At 41.9% G+C, this 18,256-nt stretch carries 13 protein-coding genes and 2 pseudogenes; 11 read left to right on the top strand and 4 right to left on the bottom strand.

What is annotated here, in order from left to right:
* Positions 1-368 precede the first annotated feature (368 nt).
* The 3 genes and pseudogenes from A3712_RS02615 to A3712_RS28800 all read left to right on the top strand — a co-directional run.
* On the top strand, positions 369-1,379 hold the full coding sequence (locus A3712_RS02615; RefSeq protein ID WP_063522160.1) for a linear amide C-N hydrolase: 1,011 nt from the start codon (positions 369-371) through the stop codon (positions 1,377-1,379).
* A gap of 297 nt (positions 1,380-1,676) precedes the next feature.
* Entirely contained in the window at positions 1,677-2,564 is an 888-nt protein-coding gene (locus A3712_RS02610; protein ID WP_063522159.1) for a LysR family transcriptional regulator, read from the top strand.
* Between the two features lie 586 nt (positions 2,565-3,150).
* Positions 3,151-3,671 (top strand): annotated as a pseudogene (locus A3712_RS28800) (IS5/IS1182 family transposase); the annotation flags it as partial.
* 356 nt (positions 3,672-4,027) lie between these two features.
* On the opposite strand, the gene A3712_RS02600 reads toward A3712_RS28800, so the two are convergent.
* The gene (locus tag A3712_RS02600; RefSeq protein ID WP_157618697.1) at positions 4,028-4,810 is read right to left on the bottom strand and encodes a hypothetical protein; all 783 of its coding nucleotides are present in this window, start codon (positions 4,808-4,810) and stop codon (positions 4,028-4,030) included.
* A gap of 1,594 nt (positions 4,811-6,404) precedes the next feature.
* Positions 6,405-7,490 carry a phospholipase A gene (locus A3712_RS02595; RefSeq protein WP_082856160.1) on the bottom strand — a complete coding sequence of 362 codons (1,086 nt, stop codon included), beginning with the start codon at positions 7,488-7,490 and terminating at the stop codon, positions 6,405-6,407.
* 232 nt (positions 7,491-7,722) lie between these two features.
* On the opposite strand from A3712_RS02595, the pseudogene A3712_RS26455 reads away from it, so the two are divergent.
* The 6 genes and pseudogenes from A3712_RS26455 to A3712_RS02565 form a co-directional block, all read left to right on the top strand.
* Positions 7,723-8,196 (top strand): annotated as a pseudogene (locus A3712_RS26455) (reverse transcriptase domain-containing protein); the annotation flags it as partial.
* 708 nt (positions 8,197-8,904) lie between these two features.
* The gene (gene trxB, locus A3712_RS02585) at positions 8,905-9,864 is read left to right on the top strand and encodes a thioredoxin-disulfide reductase (protein WP_063522155.1); all 960 of its coding nucleotides are present in this window, start codon (positions 8,905-8,907) and stop codon (positions 9,862-9,864) included.
* 161 nt (positions 9,865-10,025) lie between these two features.
* Complete coding sequence (gene cydD, locus A3712_RS02580) at positions 10,026-11,810, top strand: heme ABC transporter permease/ATP-binding protein CydD (protein ID WP_063522154.1); 1,785 nt, start codon at positions 10,026-10,028, stop codon at positions 11,808-11,810.
* A complete protein-coding gene (cydC, locus tag A3712_RS02575) occupies positions 11,803-13,524 on the top strand; it encodes a heme ABC transporter ATP-binding protein/permease CydC (RefSeq protein ID WP_063522153.1) in 1,722 nt (573 codons plus the stop codon). Before cydD ends, cydC begins: the two co-directional genes overlap by 8 nt.
* A gap of 334 nt (positions 13,525-13,858) precedes the next feature.
* Positions 13,859-14,434: a nucleoside 2-deoxyribosyltransferase gene (locus tag A3712_RS02570; RefSeq protein WP_063522152.1), complete on the top strand. Its 576-nt coding sequence runs from the start codon at positions 13,859-13,861 to the stop codon at positions 14,432-14,434.
* A gap of 83 nt (positions 14,435-14,517) precedes the next feature.
* Positions 14,518-14,910 carry a hypothetical protein gene (locus A3712_RS02565; RefSeq protein WP_231891756.1) on the top strand — a complete coding sequence of 131 codons (393 nt, stop codon included), beginning with the start codon at positions 14,518-14,520 and terminating at the stop codon, positions 14,908-14,910.
* 144 nt (positions 14,911-15,054) lie between these two features.
* On the opposite strand, the gene A3712_RS02560 is transcribed toward A3712_RS02565, so the two are convergent.
* The gene (locus tag A3712_RS02560) at positions 15,055-15,912 is read right to left on the bottom strand and encodes an EAL domain-containing protein (RefSeq protein WP_063522151.1); all 858 of its coding nucleotides are present in this window, start codon (positions 15,910-15,912) and stop codon (positions 15,055-15,057) included.
* Between the two features lie 9 nt (positions 15,913-15,921).
* Positions 15,922-16,212: a hypothetical protein gene (locus A3712_RS02555; protein ID WP_063522150.1), complete on the bottom strand. Its 291-nt coding sequence runs from the start codon at positions 16,210-16,212 to the stop codon at positions 15,922-15,924.
* 259 nt (positions 16,213-16,471) lie between these two features.
* Between A3712_RS02555 and A3712_RS02550 the strand changes: the two genes are divergently transcribed.
* Together A3712_RS02550 and A3712_RS02545 are read left to right on the top strand one after the other, a co-directional pair.
* Positions 16,472-17,233: a winged helix-turn-helix domain-containing protein gene (locus A3712_RS02550; protein ID WP_231891755.1), complete on the top strand. Its 762-nt coding sequence runs from the start codon at positions 16,472-16,474 to the stop codon at positions 17,231-17,233.
* A gap of 297 nt (positions 17,234-17,530) precedes the next feature.
* On the top strand, positions 17,531-18,148 hold the full coding sequence (locus tag A3712_RS02545) for a peroxiredoxin (protein WP_063522149.1): 618 nt from the start codon (positions 17,531-17,533) through the stop codon (positions 18,146-18,148).
* Positions 18,149-18,256: the final 108 nt, after the last annotated feature.

Raw genomic sequence — 18,256 nt, 5'->3', positions numbered from 1 at the left:
AATAGCATTACAAGTATATGACTTGGATTTTCTATACTCACGGACTAAACTAAACAGCCTTAAGTTAGATACTTGTTCAGCTATTGTGGAACGCCTCTTCCATTTTACAATCGTATTAATCATTAAGTTCAGTGAAGTACACAGGAGATTTTATACATTAATATTCTCATCTATCTTCATTCTTCCATGGACGGTAACCCTCTCATTTTGTCAAAGGAATGCGTTAGCATACCGGTAAAATACTCGGTTCAATAAACGGTTACCGCCTTCACCCTGTAAGCATGGCTTACATGTGCTCATTTAAGCTGTTAACAATAGTTCTCTATTATGACCTCAACAAAACACGACACCCAACAAGTGAGGTCATTATGAAAAAGTCCGTACTAAGTTTAGCTCTTGTCGCAACACTATCAGCAGGTTACGTCGCAGATGTAACAGCATGCACATCAGCAATCTACAATAATGGTGATGCTAGTCTCTCAGTGAGAACCATGGATTGGTTTGGACACGATGATGCTGTGGTCGTCGGCACAGGTAAAGGAGCCTCAAATCAGTACAGCACAACCAAAGAGTCAGTTAACACGACCAGCAAATACGCGTCTATCAAAATCAAATCATTCGAGCCACAAATTGTCGCCGAAGCAATGAACCAAGAAGGTTTGGTCGCTCGTATTCTTTACCTTGGTTTGGAATACACCGAAATGGCACCTAACCGCGCCGGCGTGCCTGATGTAGATGCATCACAATTCGCTAATTACGCGGTCGATAACTTCGCTTCGGTTGAAGAGGTCGTTGCTACATTAGACAAGATTGATGTTGTGCAAGACAAATTATGTGATTTGCCAGGCCATGAAAATGAATGCCTTCCAGCGCCTGTGCATTATCACCTCACCGACGCCAATGGTGATAGCGCGGTGATTGAGTTTGTTGGTGGCGAGGTCAAAATCTATCACGGCGATATGACGGATGCACCGAGTGTCCAGTACTTATCCAATGATCCTGAGTTCAGCTTCCATATCAACTTGGATAAAGAGAAAGCAGAACCGGGTGCAACGATCCGCGCTTATGATAGACGACTACGCGCTAAAAAAGTGGTTGAAGATATGTATAAGCGTGACGTTACAGACAGTGGCGAGGCCTTGAATAGCCTGAAAGCTGCTGGAACAACGGTCTTTGCTGGCTATGACCAAATTGACCCTTATCTTAATGACGTCTTCCCAACACTATGGACAGTCTATACAGACCAGAATGCGAAAGCGATTTACCTAGACCGTTACGACACATGGCAAGTAGAGAGTTACAACTTTACGATGTTCGATAACAATCAAGCAGCAGAAGTCGTACTAGGTGCTCACCCTAACGCAGAAGCCGCTAAGTAATTACGTAGTTAATATTCAAGGCTACATCATGGTTCGTTGGTTACAGCGAACCATGATCTGTACCAAAAGACTGTGTTATCCTTGTAGAACCCTGATGACCTTCAATCTAGACAAATATGGAATACCCAAGATTATGTAACATTTGAGCTACTAGTGCCTTAGTCTATTAAACACTTAAAATCCTCAATTAATAGCCTTTGGTTAGCTCCCTCCTAGTGCACAAAATGCCTCGTTCGCTCTTTACCTACGTACTAAATTCAAGCACAGTGTGAACACTTTCTTTTCTAGGATAATAATGTGTTACTTAATACCGAACGACTTCAATATTTAGTTTGCATTGCCGAGACAGGCTCATTTTCTGCCGCGGCCAGAAAACTCAATGTCAGTGCTTCGGCTGTTAATCAAGCAGTACAATCAATGGAAGTTGATATTGGCATTCGTTTATTTGAACGTGTTACTGGGAAATCTCCTTCATTAACACCAGAAGGAAAAGCGCTGTACTTCCAAGCGCTTGAAATCGTTCCCCGCCTCCAAGCGATAGAGAGAAAAGCACGATCGCTGCAAAGTGGAGAAGAACCGACTCTGACTATCGCAACACATAGTATGACCTTATACCCACGTTTCACTCGCGTGATTGCCATATTAACTGATAAATTTCCAGAGCTAGAGCTTGTTTTAGTTGACGCAGAAAGGCACCGTTTGTGTACCAATACCGAAGCAATGGGGATCGATATTATGATTTCTCCAGGAGGCCTATATCCACACAGAGGGTCAAATACACAAGTCGTGGATATGATCGAATGGTGTTTTTTAACTTCTCCTTTTCACCCCTTAGCTAAACTAAAAGGAGAAATTACATCAGAAGATCTAGAGCAATATCCTCAGTTGTTATCATTAGAAGGTAAGGTTGCTACCAACGAGTTACTTGAGTCATTGCGTTATAGCCCTCGTTTAATACGTTACGAGAATCACGACCAACTACAAGACATGCTTCTCTACGGTGCGGGATTTGTAGCTTATCCAACAAAGCTCGCCCAGCCACTTATAGAACATGGCCTAGTAACTAAACTAAATGTAGGGCACTATGCTAATTCTTTGAAATGGCCTGTAGAGCTTTCTTGGCGCAGTGGGCTAGGTGCTGCGGGAACGTGGTTTATAGAACAAGTGTTAGAACAAAAGCTTTAACTGCTAAAGTAAGACTTCACACCATTGAAATTGTTACATTGACAATTCATCGGTCAATTATTGTGTGACGAGTCACAAAAACTCACTGTTACATTACTTCCCGAGCTAAACCTCTGTTTTGACAAAAGTGAATTTCGTAATGTATTGCCATGATTCCTCTGAGCTAACGCATGAGTGAACTTAACTTTCGTTATTTATCGTCACACGTATAACTAAATTAGCACAAACCAACTAAGCGAGACCGGAACAAAAGTTTCATACATTAAATGCGCTCCGATAAAAAGTGCAACAAGGAAAAAATTCGAGAGCACCCCGAAGCGCTAGGCGCACAAGGTAAATGGGATCCATCCAATCACTCAAGGCGGGTATAGGGTATACCAGAGCGAGCATAAATGAGAGCCAGTAAGACAATCAGAATCCTCCATGAATCACTCGTAGTCAATACAACCCTCCATCAAATGTAACCACCTAAGACATTGTATTACGTTGCAATCAGACGCTTAGATAGATCCATATTTATGCGTTATCCAGAGCATGGATAAGAACAATGTTAACTGGTACTCGATAGGAATTTCGACTGCACGTTATGGAAAGCACAGGTCGTATCTATGACAAACCTAAGCATCGGGTGACTTTTGAAGGAAGACTCTATCAGATTTGGAGGGCACTCCATGGCGAGGTTTGCCCTCCAAATCTGGTGAATGGACGCTTTAACCTTTGGTTAGAGAAATTTTTCATCTAAACTTGAACGAGTCTTCATAAATGGCTCTCGTTCGAGACCATCAACATAGCATTGGTGTTGCTACTAAAAGCTCAGAACAAATAGGAAAAAGCTATGGGGAAAACTCGAGAAAAATACATTTGACCGAGGATAGTGTTGATTTACCGATTTTCTTCGATTTATCAGAAGGTCAACGACACGACATAGTACATTTAGAAAGTTTAGTGGTGCAACTCGACGATATGAGTACCAATGCTTACTGGTAAAGGATATCACAACGACCCTTTCCCCTGTTTTGTTCAAGACCGTGGGGGAAAACGGTTATTGCCAAACGAAATTATGGGCAAAATATAGACTAGGAAAATATGAGTTGGTGCTTATGTAAGTAATGTAACTTGGTAGAAAATGATTTCGCTAAAGAGAAACTATGCCAGTATTTTAATGTGGCTTCGAATTCATTTACAGGGGATTTGTACAGTAAAGATCAATATACCCTCAATATAAATTATTTATAAATAGTGTTTTTTACTTCGTGTAGAATTCATAAAAGTCATTAAAAACAGTCCATCCGATAAATCGAAACCTCGCCTCATGATTTGCTTTGATTTTTAACTCAAAAACTCCCAATCTCGATACCCATAGGCACAAAAAATCTGGGGAAGGCTCTTCTATTCACATATTGCCAAAGACAAGAAGTCAGCCTCACCAATATGGTGAGGCTGACTTCATTTAAACGTTAACTTTAGCTCCCTTCATTTTGCTCACTATAGTGAGTGAGTACAAACGCTGTCTTATAGTCTTTTTGCTGATTTATCTCATCCATTACCGCTTTCGTTTCGTTTTCTTCTAAAGGCCCTATAGGAACACGATAAATACCAGCAGAGCGGATAACTGAGGTTTGATCAGGGAAGAACCTTCTGACGTCCTCTACCACATCATGAGCAGTATCTTCACTAATCGTCGCAAATACTTGAATATACAGTCGCTTTTCTCCGCCTAGTTGTCTCGGCTCAGTAGATATTGAACCAACACTAGATGAATATGCAGTAGGTGCAGTGGAATCTGGAGAGTAAGCCGTTGGAGAGCGTTGTCCAAATCTTATTTCTCGTACAGCAACTCCCGTATTGTTTGGGTCTGGCATCTCATACAGTTCACTATCACTAAAAGGTGACGCTGCCTCAAAATCAGTTGCTGTAGTCTCTAGCTCTAATGGATATTCGAAATATGCTGACTCAGCACCGGTCGAAGAGGTAGGCGTCTCTTCAATATCCAGCGAATCGCTATAAGGTGATTCAAAAGCGGTTGCACCAAAAGAGAGATCTTCCGCTGGTTGTTCTAGTATCGGGTCATACTCAGGAACGCTATATGCATTTTCTGTATAGGTTGATGGCGTAACAACATTGCTAACCTGAGTATCTTCGACAGGAATGCAATAAGGAACATTATCACTATTTCTCGGAGTATTTAGTTGCGTACACCCCATCAATAACGCCGTTACCGTAATAGGTAAAATAATTTTCTTCACTCGCGTCATAGCTCATTGCTTCCCTAATAAAAACATTGTTCTGCACCACTGTAAGGTGCCAAAAGAAAACATCTAACCCAAACACTCCATGAATTCGAATTATATGAATGATACTTACAAAGCCGCTAAACAATCCATTAATTAAGCTTATGTTTACAATAGCAAAATTAGATATTCTTAATCATGAATATCAGTTATTCAGTATTAATTGAGACAGAAGATACATCGGCTCAATAGGTGAGTCGATTCCAAGAAGAAATGTGTTTTAATTTTTCGAACAGTCCCATTAGGCCCAAATATGCTCTTCCCCCTATTAAAAAGATAACAATGTCGATAAAAGAGGACATAGATCTAACCTATGCGTGAAGCAGTTGTTTCTGATCTTGATGACACTTCGCGCGCATACCCTTATCAAGTAATAGATTATATGAACCCTTGGGTATGTCAGGTTTGATATATGCTAATCTCAAATGCTTTTCATCTTAACGGCTATCTACAAGCCAGTAGGGTCGCGCACAAAGGCATGTAGAATTGTGAAAAAAACATGTCCGTTGGAGATTTTATTGACTCCTCTGGCTATCTCGAAAAAGTCAATCTCTCCTGCGTTGTGCAGCTGAAACAGCACTCCTTTCATGATATTCTCTTTAGGTTGTATTTTCTTGACATATCAATAATTAACCTGAGCAAGCAGCTTTTCTGCCGTTTCACTTGTCGCTAGTAACCGATTTTTTGCTTCGTCTAATCACATACTACGTCCGTTACTCAAGAGTTATTAGGTACCTTATTGAACAAGGGCAATTAAGCAAAATTAAAAATATTTGAGTTAAGAGTTAGAGATATTCAAAACATTTTTGGCCAATGTATGGTAATCCCCGTTTTGCAAGTCAAAGCCCCAAAATAACAAGGTTGGTTTGCAACAATGAATTAATGGTCTAGCCCTATGTTAATTCACCACCAATGCCTACAGTTACTAGACATAGAAAAAGATATACAATTATATGGATACAGTTGTTAAAGCAGATGATACATGCCTAAGCTTAATCTCAATGTCAGGCATTGGTCCGATAGTGAGTACATCGTTAAAATCTTAGATGAGAGATGAACAGAAATTTAAACGTAGTCACGATACATCAACAGCTTTAGGCCTTGTACCTAGGCAACATAGCATTGGAAGAAAGTCTGTTCTTTTAGACATATTACTAAACGAGGTAATTCTCACCTTCGCTCTTGTGACTCTTCATACAACATAAAAAATAGATTTACCAAGAACTATACCGATAGTTTTAATAGTCGACATGATACACCTTCAGAAGTTCAGCGGCATAGCTAGGTTTAGTTAAGGTGTGGGGCGCACCATTTAATTAATGGCCTATATATTATTAAATTAGCAAAGAGCGCTGAACATGATGAATATAGCTATTTAACCCATAGTAATTAAGATAAAATAATAAGGTAGACAAACTTGATGGTAAATTAAGAGCTAATAATCAAACCCAAAGCGGAAAAATATTGCATAAAAATTAGGTAGCACAATATTAGTTAAAGTCGTAACAAGTCACTATGCATACTGGGAGTTAATCACTCCAACTGTCCTTTATCGTGCAAGGACATCATTAAGTGCGATACCTAGCCCAATACGCTCAGTTCGAATCCTTTGGTTAAGCGAACTCTCACCGTAACCGTTCCAGTATTGCGCGTACACCCGCAGATATTCACTTACAGGGTAACTCCAGCTTAGCTGAGTTGCATGACCTTCAGTTGCAGGTCTATACAAGGCCGTAAAAGTATTGCGGTTAGGCGCCCAGCCGAGCCCAATCTCACCGTAACCCATATATCTTTCGATATCTGTGTTTCGATCTTGAGTGCGCAAAATATGCCAAGCTTTCAAAGCGACAACAAAATCATCCGTTATCTCGAACGCTGTGGTAGCGACAAGGCGGTCCCAACCTCTGGATAACTCACCTGATTGTCCATTTGACTGATGATTAATACCGATATTCCAATTCGTTAATTTCAAGCCGAATACATCGGTGTTGGCATTATGATTAAAAAATATTTCAGGCTCATAATTGGTCTCGCGAAATGGATTGTCAATCTCTTCGTTAAATAATTGCCACCAAGCTGTACTAGTATAGGCAAACATCAAGTCGGTATCGCCTTCAAATAGCTCGGTCGCAATAGGCATCTGAAAGCTTACCTGAAACTTAATTTCTTCTTCATCAAGTGTCCCGTCAGGAGCTTCAAATGATGCGTTATTAGGAGAGTTGTCATAGGTAACCATAAAATAGTTAGTTCTATAGGCAGAAATGACAAAATTAGACTCGCGAGCATTCAAATCAGCTTCACGACGGATTTCAATTACACTCTCAGAATCATCTTCAAAAGCCTGTGTGTGCAATTCGCTTGACTTCTGAGATGCTAACTCTTCCTCACACCTACGATTGAGTTCTTCCACGGTGACATCATTACCTGCAGATTGAATGCGCTTCAATAAGCACGAATTCATACTATCATTATGGGCATGAGAAACTCCAACACTACTCCCCAGTAACCAGACCACTACAGCAACACAACTCCATTTGAAAATTCTTGTTTCCTTCTTTAAGGTGACTGCAATGAAAATAACACAACAGTCAAGCTTCCTGTGACCAATAGATATTATGAATCTATAATGCAGCATTAAAATCCCTTATAATCAAAGTTCTGAAAGTAAATTACTACTTTCTAAAGAAGATGGCTTTGTATGAGCCCCCTAAAAAGGGGCCTTTGTTTAGTCCAACGCCAATTGTTGCTGCTCCACGCGCTCTTTCTTCTCTTGATTCCTACGCTTTCGACCACATAGAAAGAATGCTGGTGCGTTTGCATAACGTTTCATCTGTTTAAGTTAAAAGAAATCGGCTCAATGAATTCCTGAGTTGGATATTAAAGCTTGTTTCGACAAAATTGGGCATCAATGGCTCATGGTAATATCACCATGAATAAACGAATGTTGATGCGGGGGCCAAAGGGTTGTTTAACAACACTGATTAGAGCACGCCTCAAGGCGGTTCTATTTCACAACCTTGATGTCAATGACGTTATCGGAGCTCGAATCGCTATTAAGTCTACCGCTCTTAAGAAAAGAGCAAACGCTACATTTATTGGATATGCCGACGATTTCGTCGTCACCTGCGCCTCCAAGGATTTGTAGGAGAACGATATCAAACCATTGATTGCTGACTTCTTAGCAGTACAAAGGAAAGCTACTAATTAAACCGAGGAAGGTCAATACGTCGACGTTCTCAAGTAAACTGCGTGAACTCATCAAAAAACACGTAACCTTTGTTTTGAACGACCGTATCAAACTAATTAATCCAAAGCTTAAAGGATGGTCGAACTATTATCGCCTTGAAATACTTTATCAACCCAAAAGGCCAGTAGAAAGAATGATTTCACCGCTAACACGAGATGAATCAAAGGCAAATGCGCCAGTAGTAATGGAAGATAGAGTGGCTGCCACTAAGATATTTTTCTTGTTCATGATTAACTCTTACATTCAGTTATTGATTTTCCGTATGTTTGTATCATTCCATTTGATGAGGCGTATGTTAGCGCCAAAATTTTAAAATCCTACGGTTAACTGTTATGCAAATTTGGAGGCTTATTCTAGGTTTTTTTTAGTCCAGCACCTTCATAAGGGAATATTATTAGGGGAGAATGTTCTCTGAAATGTTCGTGAGCACTGCCTAAAGAAGAGTTCGATGTTTCAGTTTTGATAGGCCTGTCGCCTTCATCTGCCCAACCTGTCTTATCCCAAGGAAACTCTCCTTTATCATCTGGAAAATAGAACTCTGGATGTTCATTTCGTGGCGACAAATTGGCGACAGAATCTCCCTAAATACAAAGCAATATGTTTTTATATACAGTTAAACTTTCTATAACCTATTGATATTGAGTTAACACGTTGAAATACAAGACCGTCACTTAGTTCGGTTAAGTTCTAAACTATAACGATTAATTACACTTCAGCCCTTGTTTACACTTTTATTGCCTCCATATTTTCCATACAATCCTAAGCGATTATAAATTAAAACAAATTCAATTTCGGAGACCTCATGAGCGACGTAAAGCACTGTAATTTATTGATTCTTGGTTCTGGCCCTGCTGGCTATACAGCTGCAGTTTACGCAGCTCGTGCAAACCTAAACCCAGTTTTGGTTACTGGCATGCAGCAAGGTGGTCAGCTTACAACCACAACAGAAGTAGAAAACTGGCCGGGTGATGCTGAAGGTTTAACAGGCCCAGCACTGATGGATCGCATGAAGGAGCACGCAGAGCGCTTTGAAACAGAGATCCTGTTCGACCACATTAACGAAGTCGACCTATCAAACCGCCCTTTCCGTCTTAAAGGCGATTCTGGCGAGTACACTTGTGATGCGTTGATCATCTCAACAGGTGCATCAGCTAAGTACCTAGGCTTAGAGTCTGAAGAAGCATTCAAAGGCCGTGGCGTTTCTGCTTGTGCAACGTGTGATGGTTTCTTCTACCGCAACCAGAGAGTAGCTGTTGTTGGGGGTGGTAACACTGCCGTTGAAGAAGCACTTTACCTATCGAATATCGCGTCTGAAGTTCATCTGATTCACCGTCGCGACACGTTCCGCGCTGAAAAGATTCTTGTTAAGCGTTTAATGGACAAAGTAGAGAGCGGCAACATTGTTCTTCACACTGACCGCACGCTAGACGAAGTTCTTGGCGACGATATGGGCGTAACAGGCGTTCGCATTAAAGATACTCAGTCTGACAAGACAGAAGACATCGACGTAATGGGCGCGTTCATCGCTATCGGTCACCAACCGAACACTGAAATCTTCAAAGGCCAAGTAGATATGAAAGATGACTACATCATCGTTCAGTCTGGTCTTGAAGGTAACGCGACACAAACAAGCATCCCTGGCGTATTCGCTGCAGGTGATGTTATGGACCACAACTACCGCCAAGCGATCACTTCTGCTGGTACTGGTTGTATGGCTGCTCTGGATGCTGAACGCTTCCTAGATGGCCTTAACGATAAGTAAATCTGAGATTGCAGATTTGATTATCGATGCTCTCGCCTTTGTAGATGCAGGGCGTCATCACATTTTGTTGTAAATCCCTAAAGCCCAATGGTATATCCACTGGGCTTTCTTTTGTATACTAGCCGCCCTCAACGAATAATAATTATCATTAAGCCTTCATAATGGATAAGAAAAAACAACGCAGCTTGAATAAGTGGCTTAAACAACAAAGTAAGTTAGCAAAACGCTGGCTTATTATTGCGATTAGCCTTGGCGTCCTTTCAAGTGTGTTTTTAATTGCTCAAGCAGCGCTTCTCGCCTCTATTCTTCACCAGTTGATCATCGAGAATGTCGATAAATCTGAACTGGTTGGTCATTTTGCTGGCTTGGCACTCTCGGTCGTTGGCCGTGCGGGCTGTACATGGGGTCGTGAAATCGCAGGTTATCGCTGTGGTGAACAGATCCGCGTCTACATTAGGCAGCTCATTTTAGACAAGCTACGCGAGCTGGGCCCTGCTTACATCAAAGGTAAGCCTGCCGGTACGTGGGCAACACTGTTACTAGAACAAGTTGAAGACATGCAAGACTTCTTCTCACGTTACTTGCCGCAGATGTCTTTGTCGGTATTGATTCCATTCATTATTTTGGTCGTGGTATTCCCGGTAAACTGGGCAGCCGGCCTTATCTTCTTGCTGACTGCGCCACTGGTACCGATGTTCATGGCATTAGTGGGCATGAAAGCCGCAGACGCAAACCGTAAAAACTTCAAAGCGCTTCAACGTCTTTCTGGTCACTTTTACGACCGTTTGCAATCAATGACAACCATTCGTCTTTTCGACCGCACGAGCTCTGAAACAGAAGTGTTGAAAGGTGCATCAGAGGTGTTCAGAACGCGCACCATGGATGTATTGAAGATCGCTTTCTTGTCGTCTGCTGTGCTTGAATTCTTCACGTCTATCTCGATTGCGATGACGGCGGTTTACTTTGGTTTCACTTACATCGGCGAGCTTAACTTCGGCCACTACGGTGTTGGCATTACGCTATTCGCAGGTCTGTTTATCCTTATCTTGGCGCCAGAGTTTTACCAACCTCTGCGTGACTTAGGTACTTTCTACCACGCGAAGCAACAAGCAGTGGGTGCAGCCGAGAGTATTGTTGAGTTCTTAGAAACCGACATCACTAAGGTGAAATCAGGTGACACTCAACTAGACCCTGCTCAAGGCATCAATATTGAAGCTCAAGATCTGAAAGTATTGAGCCCTGAAGGTGTTCAACTGGTTGGCCCTATCTCGTTCGTACTGAACACTCGCCAATCAACTGCACTAGTTGGCCCAAGTGGTGCGGGTAAGACAAGTTTGATTAATGCCATTCTTGGTTTCATGCCTTATGAAGGAAGCTTGAAAATCAATGGTATTGAACTGCGCGATTTAGACTTGGCATTTTGGCGTAAGACTGTCAGCTGGGTTGGCCAAAACCCTCTATTGCTACACGGCAGCATTCGTGACAACGTCACTCTAGGTAAGCAAGATATTACCGATCAAACAGTTCAAAACGCGCTAGACCAATCTTTCGCTAGTGAGTTCGTTAATGAGCATGGCTTGGACTACATGATTTCTGATCGTTCTGGCGGCCTGTCTGTTGGTCAATCTCAGCGTTTGGCGTTGGCTCGTGCAATGATCCAAGACGGCCAATTTTGGTTGCTTGATGAACCTACTGCTAGCCTAGATACTCGTAGTGAGCAGCTAGTGATGAAAGGCATCAACAGCAACATTGAAAGTCGCACTGCCCTGCTTGTGACGCACCAACTGGCTCCTCTTCAATCGGTCGATAACATTATGGTTATGCGCGATGGTGGTCTTGTGGAACAAGGTCATTACTCTCAGCTTTCGACTGCGGGTGGTTTATTCGAAGAGATGCTGAACGCGAACTTAGCTCAACAAGACAATAAGGGTAATTTAGATGCGTGATTTAGTGCCTTACCTGAAACTCTATAAAAAGCATTGGTTTGGACTATCGCTAGGTATGCTTCTGGCTTTTGCTACTCTGTCAGCTTCTATTGGCTTGTTAACGCTATCCGGTTGGTTCATTTCAGCTTCTGCGGTTGCAGGCCTGACGATTGCACGTGAAACCTTCAACTACATGCTACCGGGCGGTGGTGTACGTGGTTTAGCAATGAGCCGTACTGCGGGTCGTTGGGGTGAACGTGTTGTGAGCCACAATGCAACATTCAAACTACTAACTGATCTGCGTATCTTCTTCTTCAAGAAACTGGCTCCGCTGATCCCAGGTCGTATTTCAAACCTACGTGACGCTGACCTACTGAACCGCTTGGTTGCTGATGTCGACGCCATGGACCACGTTTACTTGCGCTTAGTAAGCCCTGTGACGGTTGGTGTGTTTGGTATCTTCTTCCTGACTCTGTTCTTGATGTGGTTTGATAGCTCGCTAGGCCTTATCTTAGGTTCTATCCTGCTTATCATGCTGTTGATTTGGCCTGTCTTATTCTACAAGCTGGGTAAACGTAACGGTGGTGAGCTTACACAAAACAAAGCGGATCTTCGTGTTACCACTCTGGATTGGATTGAAGGCTACAGCGAACTGACTCTGTTTGGTGCAGAAGAGCGTTACCGTAATGCGATTTTAGAGACCCAACAGAAGCTGATGGCGAACCAGCTTGTGAACGCTAACCTAACCGGTATGGCTTCAGCAGCGCTAATGTTGTTCAACGGTTTGACACTGGTTCTTATGCTTTGGCTAGCGGCTGATGGTGTTGGCGGCAATGCCCCTGATCCGTTCATCGCGTTAATGGCATTCGCAACCATGGCTAGTTTTGAACTATTGATGCCTATCGCAGGCGCGTTCCAGCATTTAGGTCAGACTCTGTCTTCTGCACGTCGCTTGAATGAAGTGATTCTGTCCGAGCCTGAAGTTCAGTTCGCGAAAGAAAAGCTAGACATCAACAAGCCACTTGATATTACGTTCTCAAACGTGACGTTCAACTACCCTGACTCTGAGCGCAGTGTTCTGAACGCTGTCGACCTAACAATTCCGGCAACGAACAAGGTTGCGATTGTGGGTCAAACGGGTTCTGGTAAATCGACACTGATTCAGCTTCTAACTCGCTACTGGGATCCTAAGAAAGGTTATATCTCTATCGCGGGCATTGCACTAACACAATGGAACGAATCACAACTGCGTGAATCGATCAGTGTGGTCAGCCAGCGTGTCGACATCTTGAATGGCAGCCTACGCGACAACCTGTTGATTGCGAAGCCAGATGCTAACGATGAGCACCTAGCTAACATTCTTAAAGACGTTGGCTTAGAAAAGCTGCTAGAGAACAATGGTCTTGATAGCTGGTTAGGTGACGGTGGTCGTCAACTGTCTGGTGGCGAGAAGCGCCGTGTTGGTATTGCACGTGCCATCCTTCATGATGCCCCTATCCTGCTTCTTGATGAGCCTACAGAAGGCCTAGATAAGCAAACTGAGCAGAGCATCATGGCACTATTTGAAGAGCATTTTGAAGGTAAGACGGTTATCTTCATTACTCACCGTTTGATTGGTCTGGAAGCGATGGATTCTATCGTTCTGATTGAACAAGGTGAGATTGTAGAGCATGGCTCTCACGAAACACTGTTGAACGAACAAGGACGCTATTTCCAACTTCGTCAGGCAATCTAGTCGCCTCATCGATGACAAAGAAACATCCAAAGCCCGAGTTCATACTCGGGCTTTTTTATTACCTATCGATTTTGCTGCATCTAAAGAGGTCACCTTCCCATTCGACTCACCGTCACGTTCCCGCCTTAAACTAACAAGAAATAGCCTCAAAGTGATATTCAAATCATGAGCTTAAGCAAAACAGCGCTTGTGAATCACTTTTTAAACCATAAAGCTAAAAACACACCAAAACTACACATTAGCAAACCGTGTACTTTCGGTTATTACTTAAACAGTCCAATAGATAAAAATATCAGCACTAACACAAGCACTGTTGCGAATCAGGAGTTAAACGTTGAAACGTATTTATCTAGCAGGACCAGAGGTATTTCTAAGTGACGCTGTCTCTATCGGTGATCAAAAAAAGAAGATTTGTGAAGCTTATGGCTTCGAGGGTATTTTCCCACTCGACAATATTCTAGAGTTGAATGAACCTAGCCCTCAGCAAAATGGCTTAAAGATTGGCCGAGCTAATGAAGAGCTTATCGAGAGCTGTGATATCGTCATCGCCAACATGACGCCTTTCAGAGGCGCGAGCTGCGATGTGGGTACAGCCTATGAAATGGGCTTTGGTAAAGCGCTAGGTAAAACGGTACTTGCCTACAGCAATAATTCTGATCTTTTCTTAAAGCGAAACCTAGACCAACTGCCAAACGCTAAGCAAGTCGATGAGCAAACCTATGTGGATGGCATCGGCATGACGCTAGAAAACTTTGGTTTAGTTGATAACCTAATGCTAGATAACGCAGTATCAGGCCCGATAGAATTAGAGAATGTTGGCGTGTTTTATGATCAAACAGACGTGTATCGTAACCTACGTGCTTTCATGCGTTGTCTAGAACAGCTAAAGAGCGACGCTAAGGCTGCGTAACTCGCTATCTAAACTGAATGACATTGATTTTCCCAGCATCCTCACAATGCTGGGAAAATTTTTTGTGAATAGAGAGGAAAACTATGAGCGAGATGTGCATGATGTCTCTCACAAGAGACGAAGTAGCGGAACGTAAAGACTATGATGCGATCAAAGCATCATTTGATGACTTATGGTCTTCGATTAACTCAAACGAAAACGCCAACGTTAGTATTTGTACCAATGAAGGGACTTGTCTTTTTGTGGATCGAGAACAGCATCTTTACAACATTAAGCTTGGTGTTGATCAGGAGGAAGGGTATGTATCGTGCAGAGTGAATCAAGTTGAAATTGAAGAGGTTGAGAGATTTCTCCATGCTTATTGCACTTACAGCAAAAGCGAATTGATTCAGAAAGTAATTCAGAAAACGAACTGTAATCATCGTTTGAATACCGATAGCCCTCCCCCAACGTCTAAACCGTTCAATCCAAAGTAATTCAAATTCAACACACTCATATCGATGTCACTAGCCAAAAAGCTAACCTCCCACACGAGAGGTTAGTGAACCAAAGAGTAATAGTTCAGATAAGGGAAATCGACAAATTGATTCTTTGGATCGCGGGTTCAGTCACTTGGTGAGTTAAGCGCTTTTACTAGTAATTCTGGTTTTCTTATTGAGATAAGTGTTTAGCCTGAATTTTTCATCTGGTGTGACAACACCCTGGTCTAGCATGTTTACAGGATAAGATTTAGGGAAATCTATGTGGTAATCCTGATAATAATCAGCCCCATACTGGGCCGCAGAACGTAAGTTACCCACGTTCTCAATCCCCTCAAAAATCACCTTAATACCTTGTATCGTCGTAATGGTGTTCAGTTCTTCCAAAAGGTTGTCGTCTTGAGAGCTACTCATAGCAAACTCAATCAACATTTCACGGCTCACTTTGAGGTAGTCAGGCTTCACGACTGCCATACGGCTATAACCCGCCCAGCCAGAGCCAAAGTAATCCAGTGCGAACGAGATACCTATGTTTCTGAGGTACTCAGTACCTCGATGTAAACTCTCTATGTCAGCTAAAGGGCAATAGTCCTCGACAATTTCTACGACGATTTGACTCAAGTCTACCTGCTCCTCCTTGATTAGCGGGAGATATAAGCTGTTTAAGTCGTTCCCGTATGAAAAGTACTTAAAAAAGCATGGAGTAACATTGAGAAACAGCTTCAGATCACGACCGAAGATGCTCGAGTTCCGAAAGTTTCTCAAGTGCATAATGTTCAAGAAAAACTTAAACCTAAACTCAGACTTCTCACCAAAGTCCTCAAGAATTTTATAGAAGCGTTTAACGTTTACCTTTGCACCTTGCATCTCTACTCGGCATATCGCCTCATAGCCAAACACGTTTTGGTCAGCGTCATTAATCGACTGAAAGGCACTATGCACTTTAAATCCAAGAACCGACATCTCGTGTCGACAGTGTTCAGAATTCCACTCAAGCATCAGTTAGCCTCACTTGGATTGTGCAGGATTACATAGCGGGCTAACAGAATCCATTAATATCGCTTCAGCTTCTTCCAGTTCCATTTTTTGGGCAAAGACTAGCTCTTCTGATATCAAATCTTTGATGTGGTCCACTAAGACTTGTCGATCGTCTTCTGAGATCTTCTTGCTCTGAAGGTGGCATAGGCGAACCAGTAAGCTGATGACATCTAAGCCTTGGGATTCAACACAAGCTACCTGTTTATATTCTTCAATGCTGCCTAAAACACGTGTAACACTTTCTTTTGATACGACTTTCATCTTCACTCCAAAAACAAACAACGTTATTAATAATCCCTATATCTGTTGATGTTCTATCCGTGAATTATGCGTCTATCGTACTTGCGCCCAATCTAAACCACATCATTCAAAACTCACTAAAAACACACCAAATGTACATTCCAAACATTTTTCAAACGAACTTGATTTTTGATAGCCAAAGCGATGAAAAAAAATAGAATCGACGACAAGTTGGTCTAGGCGTAATAACAATAAAAATAATTAATTTGAGAGAAGTAGAATGATTAATGATAATTCACTTGTAATTAATGATGAGTTACATATAAACCTGAGCGATCGTTCGATAATGAATATCGAAAATAAAACCTTAATCAAATTAAGGCCAAAACCATTCCGTGTTTTACTCTATTTGCACAACCACAATGGTCGATGTGTGAGTAAAGATGAGCTTTTTAGTGAATGTTGGAATGGTGCCATTGTCTCTGATCAATCTCTAACCAATACGATCAGTACGTTAAGAAAGTCGCTCAAAACGATTGGTATTAAAAATACAAAGCTCACCACGGTGAGTAAAGCAGGCTATTTGCTTGAGAAAATATCCAATGAAGAGCTACCAGAACCCCATCTACCTACTGAAAGCCATTCACCAACTGAAACCAATGTAACTTCCGAAACCCAGGAGGATGAAACAATAGCCGCTGCTGCAATAGATGGAGCAACGAGTGAAGTTTCAGTACCTGTCGAAGTAAACGATCACCAAGAGCTGCCGAATAAACCCCACGAAACTCTGGTTTATCTTAAGAAGCTATTCATGTTAATGCTGGCCATTTCCTCCTTGTCACTCATTAGAGGTTGCTATAACACAAATAATATAAACAAAAATATGACTCAGCGTTTGGTGTCCACAGAAAACATTTCATATAACCTTGTTGATCATGCGGGGATGTTAGACCTTGATAGTATGGAGGGGATAATCCGAGTAAGCTCATATAAGGACTGTAGAGCCAGACATATTGATATAACAGTAACTAAAAATGGCTAAGGTGTTTTTGAGACTGACTTTCGATAGTTTATAAGAATAAAGCCCATAATTACTTGAATTCATACAAAATAAAAAATGACAGTTCTGAAGTTAGAATATTACAAATATCCAAGATACTCAGCTTATGTAAAATCTCATTTTAAATAGGGCCTTATTCTCTTAGTCGTTGATATTTTTATAATAAAATCGAACGGTGTGATTTTCATTATCTGTTGGTTTGCACAAACCACATCTTATTTAGCTAGAGTTCGCTCCGCTTGAAACTGAGCTTAACTAATATAATTCAAGAGACTCAACATGAAAAAAACGCTAATCACGCTAGCGGCACTGATTTTAACTACAACGGCTGGTGCTGCGGACTACTTAACAACCAGTGAAACAGCTCCAACAGGGAGAGATAATACGCTGACTTTATACTACGAGACAACGTTCAACCTTGTCGGTAATAGCTTGGCTGTTGGTGATTACCTGCCTTCAGTAACCTTGATGACAAACAAAAACCAGCCGTACGATACCACAGCAAAAACAGACAAAGTGCGTATCTTTAGTGTACTGGCTTCGATTGACACACCAGTATGTAACCAACAAGCTCAGGATCTTTCTAACTTTGTAAAAGCAAACCCTGAACTGACAGATAACATTGAATTCATCGGCCTAAGTGCAGACACGACTTTCGCACTGGATCGATTCAAGAATGAGAAAGGTATTACAGACAACCTAACTTTGCTTTCAGATGCCAAAGACCACGTTTTTGGTTTTGAATCAGGCACACAAATCAACGAGCTTGGTTTACTTGCTCGTAGCACATTCGTTGTCGATAAAGACAACAAAATCGTTCATATTCAGCGAGTTCCAGAGCTGACTATGATTCCAGATTTGGACAAAGCTGTTGAAGTAGCGAAAAAATACTTCTAATCCAGACTTCAGTAGTGGGCCATTCTGTCGCCCACTACTCTCCCACCCGGTTTCCCCGCCCTAGCTTATCTCACCAAGCCAATCCATCGTCTAAACCAATCGCCCGAG

The sequence above is a fragment of the Vibrio sp. HI00D65 genome (assembly GCF_001635455.1).
GTDB lineage: Bacteria > Pseudomonadota > Gammaproteobacteria > Enterobacterales > Vibrionaceae > Vibrio.
The sequence above is the reverse complement of the archived record's forward strand: the minus strand, read 5'-3'. Positions and strand labels throughout refer to the sequence as shown.